At 58.5% G+C, this 17,104-nt stretch carries 9 protein-coding genes; all 9 read left to right on the forward strand.

Annotated features, from left to right (window positions below; all coding sequences use genetic code 11):
• Positions 1 to 59: 59 nt before the first annotated feature.
• The 9 genes from LAO21_13565 (at position 60) to LAO21_13605 (ending at position 17,101) form a co-directional block, all read left to right on the forward strand.
• Positions 60 to 476, forward strand: a complete 417-nt coding sequence (locus LAO21_13565; protein MBZ5553746.1) for a GPW/gp25 family protein — start codon at positions 60 to 62, stop codon at positions 474 to 476.
• A complete protein-coding gene (locus tag LAO21_13570; protein ID MBZ5553747.1) occupies positions 476 to 5,464 on the forward strand; it encodes a putative baseplate assembly protein in 4,989 nt (1,662 codons plus the stop codon). Before LAO21_13565 ends, LAO21_13570 begins: the two co-directional genes overlap by 1 nt.
• An 87-nt stretch (positions 5,465 to 5,551) precedes the next feature.
• Entirely contained in the window at positions 5,552 to 6,427 is an 876-nt protein-coding gene (locus LAO21_13575) for a hypothetical protein (protein MBZ5553748.1), read from the forward strand.
• Positions 6,428 to 7,225, forward strand: a complete 798-nt coding sequence (locus LAO21_13580) for a hypothetical protein (protein ID MBZ5553749.1) — start codon at positions 6,428 to 6,430, stop codon at positions 7,223 to 7,225.
• A 45-nt stretch (positions 7,226 to 7,270) separates the two neighbouring features.
• Positions 7,271 to 9,454, forward strand: a complete 2,184-nt coding sequence (locus tag LAO21_13585; protein MBZ5553750.1) for a hypothetical protein — start codon at positions 7,271 to 7,273, stop codon at positions 9,452 to 9,454.
• Positions 9,455 to 9,525: 71 nt separating this feature from the next.
• The gene (locus LAO21_13590) at positions 9,526 to 9,735 is read left to right on the forward strand and encodes a hypothetical protein (GenBank protein ID MBZ5553751.1); all 210 of its coding nucleotides are present in this window, start codon (positions 9,526 to 9,528) and stop codon (positions 9,733 to 9,735) included.
• A 177-nt stretch (positions 9,736 to 9,912) separates the two neighbouring features.
• On the forward strand, positions 9,913 to 12,849 hold the full coding sequence (locus LAO21_13595) for a DUF4157 domain-containing protein (GenBank protein MBZ5553752.1): 2,937 nt from the start codon (positions 9,913 to 9,915) through the stop codon (positions 12,847 to 12,849).
• 91 nt (positions 12,850 to 12,940) lie between these two features.
• The gene (locus tag LAO21_13600) at positions 12,941 to 13,537 is read left to right on the forward strand and encodes an N-acetylmuramidase family protein (protein MBZ5553753.1); all 597 of its coding nucleotides are present in this window, start codon (positions 12,941 to 12,943) and stop codon (positions 13,535 to 13,537) included.
• 288 nt (positions 13,538 to 13,825) lie between these two features.
• Complete coding sequence (locus LAO21_13605; protein ID MBZ5553754.1) at positions 13,826 to 17,101, forward strand: PD-(D/E)XK nuclease family protein; 3,276 nt, start codon at positions 13,826 to 13,828, stop codon at positions 17,099 to 17,101.
• Positions 17,102 to 17,104 lie beyond the last annotated feature (3 nt).

Genomic DNA, 17,104 nt, shown 5'->3' on the forward strand with positions numbered 1-17,104 from the left:
CACGTCGTGCCTCCTCGGCCGGCACGGCGCGCCCGCCTCGCTGTGGAGAGGACCCTTCTATGGACAACAATTCGAGTGAAGGCAAAGGCTTCCTGGGAACCGGGATGACATTCCCGCTCCAGGTGGATGGCCAGGGGCACATCGCGATGAACTCCTTTGAAAATCATGTCCGCCAGTCGATCCTCTTGATTGTACAGACGGCGCGGGGCGAGCGCCTCATGCGGTCTGACTTTGGCGCCGGGCTGTTCGATCAGGTGTTCGCGCCCCTCAACACCACGACCACATCGCTCCTCGCTCATGATGTCAAGGAGGCGCTGATCCGGTTTGAGCCAAGAATCGAAGTCCTTGATGTCGCGGTCACGGCGGATGCCCAGCGCGAAGACGTCCTGCTCATCGATGTCCAGTACCGGGTGCGCCGCACCGACACGCAATTCAACGTTGTCTATCCATTCTTTCTTCAAAAGGGAATACTCTGATGGCGCTGCGCGGGCCTCTTCTAGACGGCCGCTCACTTCAGGATATTTTGAACCGGCTCCAGCAATTGACGTCGGCCCAGGTGCCGGAATGGACCCCCCCGCCCGAAGGCGATGCCGGGACGATGCTTCAGCGGATCTACGCGCGCTTGCTTGAACTGGCACTTCAGCGGCTCAATGCAGTGCCTGAAAAAAACCTTCTGGCTTTCCTCGATGCCACCGGCGTGAGTCTGATCCCGCCCTCTCCCGCCCGCGCGCCGCTCACCTTCTCGCTCGCGGCGGGCACGCCTCCGACCCGCGTGCCCAAGGGGATCCAAGCGGGGACTCAGCCCAGCGGGCAGCTTCCGGCCACTATTTTTGAGACCGATGACGATCTCACCGTCCTCCCGGCGCAACTAACGATGGGTTTGACTCTTGATCCGGTGTGGGATCGCTTTGCCGACTTGACCGCGACGATGGCGGGACAGTATGCCGCCGGATTTACGCCTTTTGTCGGCACCGATGCACTCCCCCACATTCTTTATCTGGGCGATGAGGCCCTGTTTGAGTTCACACGGCCGGCGATGATTACCCTGAATGCGAACTGGCAGAGCGGGCAATCCTCATCGCAAGTCGCAAAATTCTTCCAGCAGTTGTCTTATCGATATCAAACGCAGGGGCAGACCCAAACCCTCTCCGCCCCACCCGTTGTCAATGTCTCCGGCACTGCCGTCCAGGTTTCATTCCCCCTGGCCGATCCGGTGGATCTCGAAACGATCGGGCGCATTGGACTGGCACAAAGCCTCGCCAGCCGCTGGGTGCAGCTCGTGCTCACCACCCCTTTCCCCGATGCCTGGGTGGCCCATGATCTACGGCTGAGCAGTCTCGCCTTAACCATCAGCAACGCCCAACCCTTCCTGCCCGATCTTGCTTTTGCAAACAGTGCCCCGCTGGATGTGACCAAGGATTTTCTGCCTTTCAGCGCCGTACCGAAAGTCGGAGATGCATTCTATATCGGAAGCCGTGAGGCGTTCGCCAAACCCAATTCGACCGTTACGTTGAATGTGAATCTGAAGCCCGCAGATCCTCCGGTTCTGGCCTGGGAGTACTGGGATTCCGATGCAAACGCCTGGACAGGCCTTCCGCGGAGCAGCCTCACCGACACGACAGGCGGCAACACGATCAATCTGACTCGATCGGGCACGATTTCGATGCTCGTCCCGGCAGCCGTGCCGAAACGCGGCCCCACCGGGGGCGCCGCCGCGTGGAGCAACCTCTATCTGCGCGTCCGTCTGACCAGCGGGAGATATCGCGGCTCCCCACGAATCACAAAGTTTCAGTTTGTCGATTCCTCCGCACTCAAGCTCGCCGCGAAAGCGGGTGAGGTGAAGATCGCGGTGGCGAATCCTAGCCTGGCGGCACAAGGGCAGGTGCTCCTGGTGGAGCAGGAACCTGTGATGGTCACCGGGGGCAGTGGCATGACACTGAACGTGACGCCTGCCCTGCTTAATGACCACGCCGCGGGAGCGAAAGTCCAAGTCCGTGCGATTCAGCCGCTCACGACATTGAGCCTGGCTGTGGACAGCTCAGGCAACTCTGCCCCGCTGATCAAGGTGACGAGCGCACTGGGGATCAATGCGAATGATGTTTTGCTGCTGGACGACGAGTTTGCTCCCGAGTTTGTCACGGTCAAAAGTGTCACGGACGCCAACACCGTTGTCCTCCAAACAATGACCCGCTTCAGCCATGCTGCAAACGTCAGCGTGTCCCGCGTGGCCCCGCTCAGTTTGTTCGGATTCGCTGATGACGATTGGGTGGATTTCTCGGAACCGTTCACCCCTTTTGGGATCAACCCGGGCCCGGGCGACATGTTCAATTTCGAGACCTTTGCGGGCTTCTTTGCGACGATGGTCGCTTTCAGCCTGGAGGCAACAGATACCGGGACCACCAGCACCCCGATGGCAACAGGCGTCCAGTTCCGCGATCATGCGAAGCTGGATCTCAGTTCGAGTCCAAAGATGAGTCTGGGTTCAATCGTCGGGACGAAGATCGGCACCGGCGGCATCGTCGTCGGAATCAATACGAATCCGTTTATTGTCTTCCCGGTCTCCATCAATCCGCTGATGCGAATCAATATCAACGTCGCACTGGATATGATTCTGCCCCCGATCGAGCTCCAGTGGGAGTTTCTGGGTGCCAACGGCTGGCAGTCTTTCACTCCCACCGACAATTCCAACAACCTCCGCAACGAGGGACTGAGCACCATCGTGCTTCCCCCCACTGCGCCGGTCCAGGCGGAGGTGAACGGGCAGAAGAGTTACTGGGTACGCGTGCGGATCACCAGCGGGGATTACGGTATTCCAGTCGACTATGTCGCGGTGGATCCCTCGGATCCCTCGAAGGGTTTTCAGGTCAATCCCGGCACCGGCAATGTCGACCCGCCTGTCATCACAGACCTGTCCCTCAATTACCAGGCCCAACGCGGGCCAACCCTGGTGACGCAAAACAGCTTCCTCTTCGCCGATCAAACCTCGCAAGCCGGCACGGGTTTTGTCCCCTTTGTCGCGGCCCCGGACCTGATCCCGCAGATCTACGCCGATCCCGAGCCGGCGTTCTACCTTGCGTTTGACGCCATGTTCCCGGAACAACCGGTCCGCTTGTACGTGAGTACCACGCCCCGCGCCTTTGCAGGGAGCGTGGTCAAGGAAACCCGAGCCGCTCCCCTGCCCTCCTCACAACTCCCGCCGCTGCGCTGGGAATATTTTAATGGGACCGCCTGGCGGCAGCTTACCGTCATTGACCTGACCAATAATTTTACGGAATCAGGCAGCATCGAGTTCCTGACACCTCCCGACATCGCCCTGTTGGCCAAATTTGACCTCGTACCGAGCTATTGGATTCGTGCCCGCTCCTCCCAGAATGACCCGCTCCTCACGCAACATTTGCTCGGCGTTTTCCTCAATACAGTCCCCGCCACTCAGGCGGTCACGGTGGCGAACGAAATCCTGGGATCGGGCAACGGGATGCCGAAACAGTCCCTGCGCCTGAGCCGCTCGCCGGTCTTGACCGGCCAGCAAATCCTCGTACGAGAGACCGAACCGCCGTCAGATTTGGAAGGTGCGATGATAGAAGCGGAGGAAGGGAGCGACGCGATTCAGTCGCGTTTTAACGCCGCCACGGGCTCCCAGGAAACCTGGGTGCGCTGGCACGAGGTGGACAACTTTTTATCCTCTGGGCCGCAGAACCGCCACTATACGCTTGACCATGCCAGCGGGCTGCTTACGTTTGGCGATGGCGTTCACGGCCTCATTCCGCCGCGCGATACCAACAACCTCAATGCGACCTACCGCACGGGAGGAGGAAATTCGGGAAATCTGCCTTCTTTCGCCATCGCACAGATCAAGTCCCCTCTGCCCGGCGTGGCGGGGGTGACCAATCCCATCGCCGCCGATGGCGGAGCCGACGCGGAGACGATCCCGATGGCGGAAGAGCGCGGACCGCAAACTCTCAGGCACCGCTACCGGGCACTTTCCCCTGCCGACCTGGAATGGTTGGCGCGGGAAGCGGCCGGCACGCGCGTTGCCCGCTCCAAGTGCCTTCCCAATGTCAATCGCGATCTCGTCTTCGAACCGGGGTGGGTGACGCTTCTCATCGTTCCATCCGGCGCCGGATCAAAACTATCTCCGGGGTCGGAGCTCATCCGTGAGGTTGAGACCTACATCGCCGCGCGCGCCTTTGCGGGGCTGGCGCTGCAGACGCCCACGCGCGTGAACGTCATCGGGCCCGGCTACATCGAGGTGCGATTCATCGCGGAAGTGGTGCCGCAAGACCTTGAGGAAACAGAGTCGGTCAAGCAGAACGTTCTGACCGCGCTGACCGCCTTCCTGCACCCCTTGACGGGCGGGCTGGGTGGAACCGGGTGGAAGTTCGGTCGCGACGTTTACGCATCCGAGGTTTACAAGGTCATCGAGGACTTGCCCGGCGTCAGCCATGTTCAGAATCTCCAACTGTCTCCCAACGTCACGCAGCATCGCTTGAACTTCCTTTCTCCGCTGACCGCGGACCGTGACTTGCCCGAAGGCAGTGCCGTGATGGCTCCGAGCCGTCGCAAAGCGGCCTTGCTCGCCGAGGCCATTGCTGCCGGCTCTCCCATGAACCGGATCGCTGTCAAAGGTTTTAAAGAGGGCGACCGCCTCAGCAAGATCCAGGACCTCACGGTGCAGTCCGTTTCCGGCGAGAAGATCACTGTCGACTCTTTTTCCGGCGACGGGGTTGGATTCCCGCGCGGCAGTCTCCTGACGTCCTTTGACAACCTCTGGCGCACTCGACTGGCTCAGGGCATCCCGCGGAATGACACAGTCTCTCAGGTTTTCGTGGAAGATACGGAGTTTGCGTCTCGGTTGAATCCCGGCGATGTGCTCACGGTCTTTTATCCCTTTCCGATGACAGTGACCTCCTTGGCAGAAGATCTCCTGCCGCTGACCGTGCAGTCCGTGTCCGCAAACACAGTGACCGTCGCCGCTTTCAACACCGGCGCTGCAGGCTTGGACCCCGGGACTCTGGTGTCAACTAGTGATGGGGGAATGCAAACCCTCCTGGAACAGGGCATACCGCCCTACCAGAGCGGGATCACGCAGATTATGGTTCACGATCCGATGTTCGCCGCTTTATTGCAGTCCGGCGACTCGATCGATGTGCATCTGGCATCGCAGACCCTGGCCATTCAACCTTACATGACGGAACTCCCCTTTGCTGCAGGGACCGTCCTTGCCACAATGGACAATCGGGTGCGGTCGCCCTTGTTGACCGAAATTCCGGCTGATCAACCAGTAACCTCTATCACGCTGGGCGACTGGGGGAGCGAGGATGTCTTGCTTTGGCGCCGTGACGCTCCCGGTGACCAGCAGAGAGCGACCATCCAATTCGTCGAGCCGGTGATCGACCTTGTCTACCTCGACGACAACTTTCTTGTCTATTCGGGAAAGCACACGATCACGATGGTGGGCCCTTAGCCTTACGGCCCCATCCTGGACGGTTTGACCACTTTCTGCAGCATTCAACATAGAGGGAAGCATCATTTAGAGATCGGAACAAAGGCCATGCCACTATCCCTGCTGAACCTGGACGACCGCAATTTTGAACAATTGACCGCCGCTGCGCAGGCGTTGATCCCGAAGAATTTCCCCGGGTGGACGGATTTCAACCCCTCTGATCCCGGAATCACCTTGCTTGAGCTCTTTGCCTTTCTGACTGAAGCCCAGGTGTACCAGATCAACCGGGTACCGGAGCGAAGCCTCGAGCGATTTGCAGGCTTGGTCGGCGTGATGCGATCGCCTGGCGAACCCATTGAGGGGACTTTGCGCCGCGTGATCGCCGCTCTAAACGTTGAGGATCGCGCCATTACGGAAGCGGAATTTGAGCAGTTGGCGATCGAAGCTGTCCCGGGCACTGTCGCCCGGGCCAAAGCAGTCATCGTGGTGGTCAATACGCCGGATGTCTTCCCGGACGAACAATTCGTCGACATCGTTCTCGTACCCAACGCGCCCGATGTTTCGGCGCCTCTGCCTGATGATGCGCTGCGTCAACAGGTTTTTGATTTCCTTCAGCCGCGACGGTTAATCACGACGCGGGTGCGCGTCGTTCAACCCCAATACACGGATGTTGCCATTGCTTTGACGGTCGTCCGCGATCCCATCCGCCGGCTGGACCGGACGGTGGTGCAGAACAACGTGGAACACGCGGTCCGTACCTTCCTTGGCCCGCTGGGTGGAGGGATCGACGGCTTGGGATGGGAGTTTGGACGTGCGGTGTATCGTTCCGAGCTCAGCCAACTGATCGAAGGGATCGACGGCGTGGACCACATCAAACAATTGCTCTTAAACGGAAATGAGGATCTCAACGAAGCGCGCCTCTCTTCCGCCGCCTCATTGGTCAACCTCGCCACGCTAGGCGTCACCGTTGTGGATGGAGAATAGATGGCAAATAACACGCGTCCCCTTCAATTCCGCGAATACCTCCCGGCCGTGTTCCGCTCGGACGAGGTGAACGGTGTCAGCTTTTTGAGCCGGTTTCTCCAGAGTTTTGAAATCCTGTTTGAGGAATTGGAGGGAGCGGTTGAGGGAACGCCGGACCTGAGCAGCGGCGGCATCCCGGATTTGTTCAGTCCGGACACGACCCCTCCACCGGAATTTGCGCATCGTCCGCAGCCGGACTTGGATTACCTGAATTATCTGGCCGGCTGGCTGGCGTTGCCGCTTCGCATGGAAAAGCCGATCGCGTTCAACCGCGCCTTCTTCAAGCTGGCAATCCCGCTTTATGGCCAGCGTGGCACCCGGGCGGCTATGGAGGGATTGCTGCGCGGGTGGCTCAAAGGCGATCTGCTCGAGGTCACTCCGCCGTTGAGCCTGTTGACGGATCTGACCCGAAACCACACGGATATCGATGCCATTTTTCAACTCGGCGTGAGCGCGCAGGTGGGGGTGAACACCGTGTTGGGTGAAGGCGCCCCTTTTTATTTTGCTGTGGACCTGGTCACGGACCCGGCGGTCAGTGCGCTGCACAATCCGGATGGATTGGCGGCCTTGCAGCAGGCGGCGCGGTCGTTGCTCGATTCGGAAAAACCGGCGTACACCTACTATCAACTGCGGGTTCGGGCACAGACCATGCAGCTGGCCCCGGCGCCAGGCGCGGAAGTCCAAGGCGAGGTTTATGCCCAGACCGGTGAAACGACACTGCTGTGGGATCTGCCGTGGATATTTGACAGTGACTGTTGATCCCGCTGCACCTTCAAGCTTTCAAAGGGAAATGGAGGAAGCCCCATGGATGATGTCAACAAGCGAATGAATTTTTTCGACCGGCAGTTTCTGCGAGCGAGCGATTTTCAGGCCGAACAGTCTTACCACCTCGACCGACGCACGCGGCACAACCGCCTGCTGCACACACCGGGTGTTGCTGAGGGCCTGGAAGTGCTGGGTGACGTGGGCTCAACGACGGTAACGGTGAAGCCGGGAACCGCGCTCGACGCCCAGGGACATGAGATCGTTTTGTTGAGGCAACTCACCCTGAACTTGCCCGCGGGACCTGCCCAGGTGGGCGTCTATATTGCGTACACGGAGGCGCCCGATACTCCGAGTACCGATCCCGGCGTGACAGGAAGTACACGCGTCACAGAAAGCCCGGTCCTCGCACAGGTGCCCCCCGACCCGCAGCCTGCGAACGGAGTGCTGCTCGCCAACCTTTCTATGAACAACGGACAATTGACGGTCCAACCGGACATCACGGTCCGTACCCGGGCGGGAACGATCATCGGTGATGACTTCTCCGTCCGCAGCTTAACGCTCAAGTCCACCACCGCCCCTCCGAATCAATGGCCCAAGCTGAGCTGCAGCCAGGCCAATTTGCTCATTACCGGAGGAGGCAACGTGGGTATTGGAACCACAACGCCCTCCGGACACATGCTCGATGTCGCCTCCACCGCCGGGGCTTCCGGAAACAGCGCCGTTCGGGCGCTTTTCCCTGCGGGCGGAGGGCTTGCGGGGACCGAATTTGCCGCGCTGGCGCATCGGGATGGGGAATGGAAGGCGGTCTACGCCAAAGCCGGATCCGGCGGCGCCATCGCCCTGTACACGGATGGAGAAGTCGATCTGATGAACGGCAATGTCGGTGTTGGGACGGCATCGCCGGTGCGCCGGTTACAGGTCGGGGCCGATGTGGGCGGCATTGGGTTGGATCCCTCCGATGCGAGTCCCAATGCGGGGTACGTCCGGTTCGGGGACAACACGGGGTGGAAATTGCACTTCGGCCGCTCGCGTGAAAGTTCAGGCGGGGGGCTGAACGCCGGCACAAATGGCATTCTCATGACGCTCCAGGATAATGGCAATCTCGGCGTGGGAACGTCGAACCCTCAGACCCGGCTGCAGATCAAATCCCTGACATCGATTAACGAAGGCCCCACGGCTGCGGGCGCCTGGGCGAATCTCGGCTCCAATGCCTTTTTTGACGGCGCATGGAAAAGAATCGATGCGACGAAGCCCGCCGTGAACCTCCATATGAATGGGGATGACTCAGCAGGACAGGAATTTCGCTTCTTGCGAATTGAGGCGGATGGGACCCGGTTAAGGAACCTCGCGGTCCTGGGGAGTCAGACGAGCTATATCACGGAAAGCAACGTGGGGATCGGAACCGCAGCGCCCGGGTTCAAATTGGACGTCACCGACCGGATTCGCTTGAGACAGGGCCCCAGCGGCACCGCAGGAATCTGGTTCTTTCAGACCGCCGCGAACCGGGACCAGGCTTTTGTCGGCATGGCCACCGACACCGGTATCGGATTTTACGGGGTGAACATGAGTTCCTGGGGATTGGTCATGGACACCACCACCGGAAACGTGTCAGTCCGCGGCTCCATCGCTGCCGGTGGCGGCAAGGGCGGTTACATCATGGATCAGTTCGTAAACAACCTGGGAGACACCCTGGAACAGGGCGATGTCGTCGTCATCGCCGGGGATCAGCCTTCCCATAGTTATGGGGCGAACAACAATATCCCTGTCCCTGAGGTGGATCTTGCCCAGCATACCGGGGACACGCGCGTTTGCGGGATTGTGGGTGAGGTCTATGGGGAATTCAGAACCAAGGCGGACGAAGATTCTGATTCCGACGCGAAGGCCCCCAAGCCGAAAAAAGGCAAATCGACAAAACCGGGCGAGGGATCCCTCGCAGAACGCCGGCATGCCTTTACGTCGGCAGAAATGGCGTCCCGCGACTCCACGAAGATCGAACGGGGACAAATCGGCTGGATGGTCACGCTGGGCGCCTTCGCCCACTGCAAGGTCGACGCTGACATTGCACCCATCAAAGTGGGCGACCTCTTAACCACCAGCCCCACCAAGGGGCATGCCCAGAAGGTCACGGAGTCCGGCAAAGCGACCGGCGCTATCCTCGGCAAGGCTCTCGCCTCGTTGAAGAAAGGGAAAGGAAAAATCCCGGTCATGGTCATGCTCCAGTAATTTCGCTTCGTGAGAGAGGTTGAGGAAGGTCCACTCCATCAGAGTCTTTCATCCTAAGAAAGGGATATTCCATGAGAGAACAATTGCAAATGCGCTTGGAGATGTTGAAAAAGGAATTTGAAACCGGACAGTCGAAACTTCGAGAACTGGAAAACCAGGCGGCGATTTATCGTGAAACACTGTTAAGAATTAGTGGGGCGATTCAAGTACTGGAGGAACTGGCCGCCGAAAGCGGGACGAGAGAAGAGGACAACGTCCGCGAGATGGAGCGAGTTTCTTGACCAGTCCTGCAATGAAGTGAGGATCCTATCGCCGTCAGCCTCCTTTAATGTCTGCCCTGGAGCGGTCCGCCATCACATCCCAGGGGCATTGCGGCTTCCCAGCATAAGCCGTTCATCGGTGGGGCCTCCGCCGCATGCAGCAATGGGCCGAACGGCGTAATCCGGGGATTCCGTTCTATGGAAAAGGCAGCGCCAGGAAAAGAGCGTCAGGGGAAGAGCCCGAAACGGCCGGCGATGACTACGCAGGCAGCGGCTCAGCAACATGCCTCGCGTCCCCCTCTCTTGCGACTTCAGCAGGAGGCCGGAAATCAGGCTGTTCTCCGTTTCCTGCAAGCCAAGCTCCGTATTGGACAGCCCAATGATCCCCGGGAGCAGGAGGCCGACCGCATCGCCGAGCAAGTCACGACAGCCCCTCCCGGCACGGTCGCCCCACCCGAGGTCCACCTCTCCGCCGCTACGTCTCCCCCCGACCCCGGAACCGGGACGCTGGTTCAACAGAAGACGGACGCTCCTTCCGCCGCGACCACTCCCCCCGTTCCAGAAAGTTCTCTCCAGAATTTGGGGCCCGGTCAGCCGCTCGACCCGGAGACTCGCGCCTTTATGGAGCCTCGCTTCAATCACGACTTCAGCCAGGTGCGGGTACACACCCATGCTGCCGCGACAAAATCGGCGCATGATATGAATGCCCTGGCGTTCACAGTGGGCCAGAATGTCTTATTTGACGCCGGGCGGTATGCCCCCTCGACGGGCGACGGGCGACGTCTCCTGGCCCACGAATTAGCGCATGTGATCCAGCAGACAGCTCAACCGGGCAGGGTCACTGCTATGGTTCAAAGGAAAACCAGGGCTCCGGGCGTGTGGTACCAAGAGGCGTTGGACAGGCTGGCCGTGGCGAAGCGGGGAATCGTCCATTTCGAAACAAGTGACTTTCTCCCCTACGACCTCCCCATGATCCAGAAATTCGTGGACCTCGTCGAGGCGATCGACAAGGAAGATCGTGCCGCCGTCCCCCAACTGCTCGCCGATTTCATGGCGGGAGATCCGTACAAGCTGCCGCCCTTGTTCCCATCCGATTCGCTGGCAAATGAAGTCATTGCCCGTCTGATGTTGCTCGGTCTTAACACCGAGTCCGCGAAGTTCCGCATTTGGCATTTGCAGCAGCCGCAACGAACGCCCCCCCAATCCCCCACGCACCGGGATTACTCCGATGAAGTCTATTTGTGGGAAGACGTGCTCGAACGGCTGACGAACCGCATCCCTGACAAGGACGCGGACGCAGCTTTGAAGGCGCTGGACGCGCTTGCCATCCTGTTCGAGCAGGTACGGAACGAAGCGGCCAGTCTGGATCAGAATGCCATCAAGAGGGATATCGAGCGGAGAAAGCACATCATCGATACGGGGCCGGAGTACTATGTCGGTCGGCCCGACAGAACCATTTCCGTTTACCAGTCCCAGTTGATCGAGTTCTTGCGCCAGACCTTTGGAGGCATGCAGGCCGCCTACCAGGTGGTGCTTGATCGCGCTTTGACGGATTTGGGGTCCGGCAAGGGAGAGAAGTATCTTCAGATTGCAAAGGACCGGCTGGAAAACAAGCTCGCAGGACTGGTGTTCCCTGCGGATGCAGCGAAGCAATCGGGGGCGGTCACGCTCCCGGTAACGCGCACGGAGTTTAAGAAAGGCGGCGGGCGGCATCTCGACATATTCCTGAAAGACAAAGCAGCGGAGCGTCGGTCTGTAAAAATTACTTTTTATGATGTGGATATGCCGGAAGGTTTGGGCAGCGAGAAAGAACTCGATTTCGGCCGCATTCTGACGATCCGGCGAGGCCAAATCCAGGTGGTGGAACGCATTTACGGTCTGGGAAAAGATAAGACCGGAAAACTGACGGAAGAGACAAAAGAGAACGCCGCTGCGATCGCCCGGCTGGGCAAAGAAGGGCTCCACCTCGAAAGTGACGACGACTGGCGCAAGTTCCTGGTGGCGAAATTTGAACTTAATCTGGCCCGGACTGGAAAGAAGGATGAGGCGCTGACCGCCGTCATTAAGCTCCTGGAAGCCTATCTGCGTGCATTCACGACCCACACCCCTTACAACATCGACGATTTCGGCGACAACCTGCTCACCACCACCTTCCCGCGCGCCTTGACCGGCCAGTTGATCCACGATTGCGGGGTGTACGCCCTGCGCATCGCGTACATGCTCTCGCTGCTCCGCGAGCATCCCGATCTGAAACTGCGTTTTCGTTTTATTGTGTTCCCGGTCCATATCGGCCTGATCATCACCGGGGAGGGTCTCCCGCTCTATATCGCACACAACGACCAGTTCACCATCTACTCTGCCTCTGACGTCGCTCTCTTGCAGCAGGAATGGAAACAAACCGACCCCCGCGGCCAGCGTCGCACCCCATCACCCAAGGACGAGACGGAACAATTTCTGGGCGAGTTGGCGGGGGAGGAATTTATCTCCAACACAGACCTGCCCTTTAAGACCATGGACGTCCCGCATCTCAAGGGAAAGCCGGCCGCAATGAAAGGGGATCTCTGGCGGTTTTACACCAGGAAGGCCCAGGTCGAATTGTTCGGGCCCACAGCCAAAGACCCCAAAAGCCCGAACTACCAATTCCATTTGCGCTACCTGGACGTGCTGGAAAAGATGCGGGCCCACTACAACACCTATGTCGTGCCTTTCTGGAACCAAAAGGCCCACGTGGCCTGGCTGAAGTACGGGCCATTACTCATAAAGGCCTGGGAACAGATCCAAGCCGTGAATGCCGGGCGAGATAAGCAGGCGGCCGAAACTCAATACGATGGCCTGGCGCAAGTCTATTCCGGCATCCTTGTCGCGGGATTGCAGGAGGTCGAGAACACCTTCGGCCCGATTACGACGGCACAGATTGAAATTTCACGGGAATTGCAGGCCCATCCTGATATCATTGCACCAGCTGGTTCTCAGACACACAGCGAGCGGCTGGAGACCGTTTTCGAGAATCTCGGACGATCTCCTGGTGCCTGGTGGCAACGTGAAGTGTATGACCACCTGCGGCTCATCCGGGGGAGGCAGAAACCCGAGGCGCCATTCGCGAAAGACGAAGACCTTCTTGGGCCTGTCGATTGAGGGACGCCACCACACGCGATTAGGCTTAAAACCTCAATTGAGAGGGATGAGGACAAACCCAGTCTCATGAATTCCGGAGAGGAGGAGGATTATGCCCGATAAGCTGACCGATCAGGATTATCAAGCTGCAGCAAACCTGCTCCAGTGCGACGTGGCTTCCATAAAGGCCGTCGCGGAGGTTGAAAGTCGTGGAGATGGGTTCCTCAGCGATGGAAGGGTAAAGGTTCTCTTCGAGGGCCATCAATTCTACAAGTTTACAAACGGTCTCTATGCGACGTCGCATCCTACGATTTGCTATCAGAAATGGACCACGGAGTTCTACGCCAAAGGGGCGACCGCCGACATACGTGGCGCCGGAGAATTGGCGCGTCTTGAGGAGGCCATGTCTCTGGACCGCACCGCGGCCTTGAAATCCGCAAGTTATGGCAAGTTTCAGATCATGGGTTTCAATTTCCAGATCTGCGGTTTCACAACCGTCGACGACTTCTATCAGGCCGTCCAAATCAGTGAGGGCGCCCACCTCAACGCCTTCTGTAGCTTCATCAAGGCCAACTCCCTGGATGCTGCGTTGCGCGAGTCTCGCTGGGCCGATTTCGCGAACAAATATAACGGTCCGGATTACCAGAAGAATCAGTACGACACCAAACTCGCGGCGGCCTATGGAAAATATGCGACCGCATCAGCCTGAAAGGGACTGGCTTGGAAGAGCAGTTGTCAGTTGCCAGTTCTCAGTTGCCAGTTGCCAGGTTCAACTTGGAAGAAGAGGATGAAGACAGAATTCGGAAGTCAGAATTCAGAGGTCGGATATGAAAGAACGAACACGTCGGATTCTAATCCCAGGAAGCAGCACTCTGGACTCGTTGCTCTATCTTTGCTTATCCGGAAAACCTAGCAATGGACCCCATCATCCCAACCTCTCACAACTGAGAACTGACAACTGAGAACTGGCAACTGCAACTCCCCCGCGGATGCATGAATGAAAGCAACCCGAGTTGAACCTATCGAGCTTGCCAACTCCCTCAAAAAAATTCTTCCGATTGCCAGTCCACTTCCTGCTGCGACCATCATTGTGCCCTCTTCGCGTATGGCTTCCTCCTTGCGCCGGGAGCTTACCGGTGAGGGGGCGCTTTCCGGAGTTCGCTTTTTTACTCCCATCGAACTGGCGGAAGATATTCTTTTAAAAGGGGGAGTGGCTTTTCAGCGGTGTTCTCAAGCAGCCCGCGCGCTTGGGCTCCAGGTGCTGATCGAATCGAGGGAACTCGAGGGCCGCCTGGAGTACCTCGACCTCGGCCAGCTTCGAACCGGCCCCGGCTATTCTCAGGCCATTTCCATCACCCTCGCGGAATTGGAGAGTGCCGGACTCGGCCCCGATGATCTCCTTAAACTGTCTGTAAAGAATGGAGGCATCCCTGAAAGGCGCTTTCATGACCTGGCGACCCTCTGGGCTGCGGTCGAAGAAAGGTTTTTATCCGACGTGCCGCCCGCCTGGACCGTTGCTCGCATTCTTCGAGAGGCAGCCCGCTGTCTCCAGGAATTTCCCGGTTCATTCTCCTATTCCGGACCGCGAGTCCTTGTTCTCTGCGGCGATGTGACAAACGTGGAAGCCAGGTTTTACGCATCGATTCCCGATCTTCAGCTTCTTTATGTGCCCGCCCTTCCGGAACGATCCGAAACCAATCGCCGCCTGGACTATGTTTCAGACCTTCTGGGGGTAAGACTGGACTCTGAAACGATCCTTACAGATGGAAGATCGGAGCTCGATGTTCTTCGCGCTTTCCTTTTCCAGCCACCTCAAACACTGGCGAACCCTGCTCGCGCCCGATCGCAAGAGGCAGACGGGACGGTGCATCTTGAAGTCACTTCAGGAATAGAAGAAGAGCTCGCGGTTGCGGTTCGATGGGTGGCCGAGCAGGTCTTCGAACACCACACACCCCTTGAGCGCATTGCCGTCCTTCTGCCCTCACTGGATCCTCTGGCGGGGATGCTCGTCGAGCGGCTGAGCCGGCTCGACTGGATGAATTACGCCGTTACGATGGGCAACGTCGAGGGTCAAGCACCGGTTTACGTGGCGGGTGGATTGCCGACAAGAATGATGCCTATGGGAACTAAGATCGGAACTCTCCTGCGAACACTGGGGGTTCGATTGGCCGCCGAAGAGTTAGTCAGTCTTTTTCCCGCCCTTGGGACCCAGCGCTCCGAAGGGGGAGAAGAGCGAATCAATCGTGCCGATGCCTGTGAAGTTGTGTACCGCTGTGGTACCTTGGGCGGCTCGCGCGCGCACCCGGAAGGGTATCGGGAATGGCGCCCTGCTCTCGAGCGGCGCGTCGCGATTCTTCAGCGTGTCATCGAAAAGGGAGAGGGTGTTGTCGATCCGGAGATTCCGACCTATCCCCGCGGCATCGAGCCCCTGCGGCGTCAGCTTCAAATGGTTCAATTGATCCTTCCGGCGGTTCGGGCCCTGGAGGAACTCTGCCACCATGTCCAGAGCAACGAGTCCCTGGAGACATTGTGGCAGTCGGTGGAAAAGTTTTGCGACGAATGGTTCCTCCACTTTCCTGATTTCTATGTTTTTCTATCAAGCTTGAAGGAGTCGATTCAGACTTTGATTCGCAGCTGGCTGGTCCAGGATCTAAGAGGGGATGATGCCCTTCGCGCGATCCAAAGTGAGCTTGATGGATTGCGCGTTCCGACGGCTCGTTTTGGCCAGCCTTGCCTCTATATCGGAACCATCCAGAGCGCCGTCGGCCTGACCTTTGATGCCGTTCGATTCATTGGACTCTCAGAAGGGCAACTTCCCTCCGCCCCTCACGAGGATTCAATTCTTCCGGATCTAGATCGCGACCAAATAGAAGCCGGCTTATTTGGAGGGCAGAGGGCTTTGCCCCGGGGTGCGGATCGCGCCATGTCCGACCTGCACGCGCTTCACCGGACCATCCGGGGGGTCCGAAAGGAGGTAGTGTTGAGTGCTCCCCGTGAGACGCTGGATCGGCAGACTCGCGAGCCCTCGGGGGTACTCCTTGAAGCTGCAGCAGCCCTGTGGCGACACTCTCTCAAGGACGGCCCCACTCCTACCATGTCCGTCTTTCGAAGCGCCTACCTTCAGCCCGGGCGACAGTCGCGACCCGACGCCATGAAACTGGCCGGGGTTGGCCCATCGGTATCACAGCAAGCGGTTGCCGAAATTCACAATTCCCCCGTTCATGGTTCGTGGGTGGCTGAGCAAAAAAGAATGCGAGAATTAATTCTTATCGCCGACACGAACCAGTTCTCCATTTTTGACGGCATCCTTGGGGAAGGATCGTTAATGCCTTTTGACTTGGGGATTGATCCCATGCATCCGCTGTCTGCCACCCGCCTGTTGAAACTGATTGAGTGTCCTCATCGGTTCCTGCTGGAGTGTGTTCTGGGTTGGGAAGAGCCGGACGAACCTCGCACGGGCATGGAGATCGATGCCCTCGCTTACGGTTCTCTTCTGCACCGCGCTTTGGAAAAGTTTCTGAAGGAAAACGGGGCGGATTTTTCGGCGCGCAAGGGTGATCTGAAAAAGTGGCTTGGATCGGCGAAAAAGATCGCCTTGGATGAGTTTAAGGAGTTCCTGGACGAATATCCGTTGATCGGCGCGGCTCTTCGGGAGTGGAATCAAAAACATCTTCAGCTCGATATCGCCCGCGTGTTGCGCTGGGATTGGGAACACTGGCCCACACCCAGCCGGTTCATCGCGGCCGAACAGGGCTTCGGATATCCCCTGCCCGTCCCCCTGGACCTTAATCCGAAAGTCTATTTCCGGGGGTTCATTGACCGGATTGATGAACAGCCCAATGGATTGTTTATCCGTGACCTCAAGAGCGGCAGGTCACATCCGCGTGTTGGAGATGAACGCCAGCCCATTCCCCGGCTCGACACCCAACTGGCGGTCTATGCTCGCGCCCTCGAATCCGGTGCGTCCTTTGCGGGAAAGAAGATGGCTGGTGTGGCGTATGTGTATGCCAAGACGGGAGGAGACCTCGAGCGCCGATTTGAAAAGGACCTGTCAGACTTGCTGAGTGAATCGCAAAACTGGCTGATGCTATGTGCCCAATTGCTGCAACACCGCCTCTTCCCTCGAACCACCAATTCGGAGGACTGCACGTATTGTCCTTTTAGACCGGTCTGTGGAGAAACTGCTAATCAGAGAGCGGCAGAAAAGCTTTCCTCGGCCACCGGCACGCTGGAATCGTTCAGGGAGTTCAAGGAGAGGTATCAAGAGAAATAGTGT

This window comes from Terriglobia bacterium, assembly GCA_020073085.1.
Classification (GTDB): domain Bacteria; phylum Acidobacteriota; class Terriglobia; order JAIQFV01; family JAIQFV01; genus JAIQFV01.

Excerpts from the sequence above, each read along its gene's own strand:
- LAO21_13565 (MBZ5553746.1), top strand. The coding sequence starts at position 60 with ATGGACAACAATTCGAGTGAAGGCAAAGGCTTCCTGGGAACCGGGATG.
- LAO21_13570 (MBZ5553747.1), top strand. The coding sequence starts at position 476 with ATGGCGCTGCGCGGGCCTCTTCTAGACGGCCGCTCACTTCAGGATATT.
- LAO21_13575 (MBZ5553748.1), top strand. The coding sequence starts at position 5,552 with ATGCCACTATCCCTGCTGAACCTGGACGACCGCAATTTTGAACAATTG.
- LAO21_13580 (MBZ5553749.1), top strand. The coding sequence starts at position 6,428 with ATGGCAAATAACACGCGTCCCCTTCAATTCCGCGAATACCTCCCGGCC.
- LAO21_13585 (MBZ5553750.1), top strand. The coding sequence starts at position 7,271 with ATGGATGATGTCAACAAGCGAATGAATTTTTTCGACCGGCAGTTTCTG.
- LAO21_13590 (MBZ5553751.1), top strand. The coding sequence starts at position 9,526 with ATGAGAGAACAATTGCAAATGCGCTTGGAGATGTTGAAAAAGGAATTT.
- LAO21_13595 (MBZ5553752.1), top strand. The coding sequence starts at position 9,913 with ATGGAAAAGGCAGCGCCAGGAAAAGAGCGTCAGGGGAAGAGCCCGAAA.
- LAO21_13600 (MBZ5553753.1), top strand. The coding sequence starts at position 12,941 with ATGCCCGATAAGCTGACCGATCAGGATTATCAAGCTGCAGCAAACCTG.
- LAO21_13605 (MBZ5553754.1), top strand. The coding sequence starts at position 13,826 with ATGAAAGCAACCCGAGTTGAACCTATCGAGCTTGCCAACTCCCTCAAA.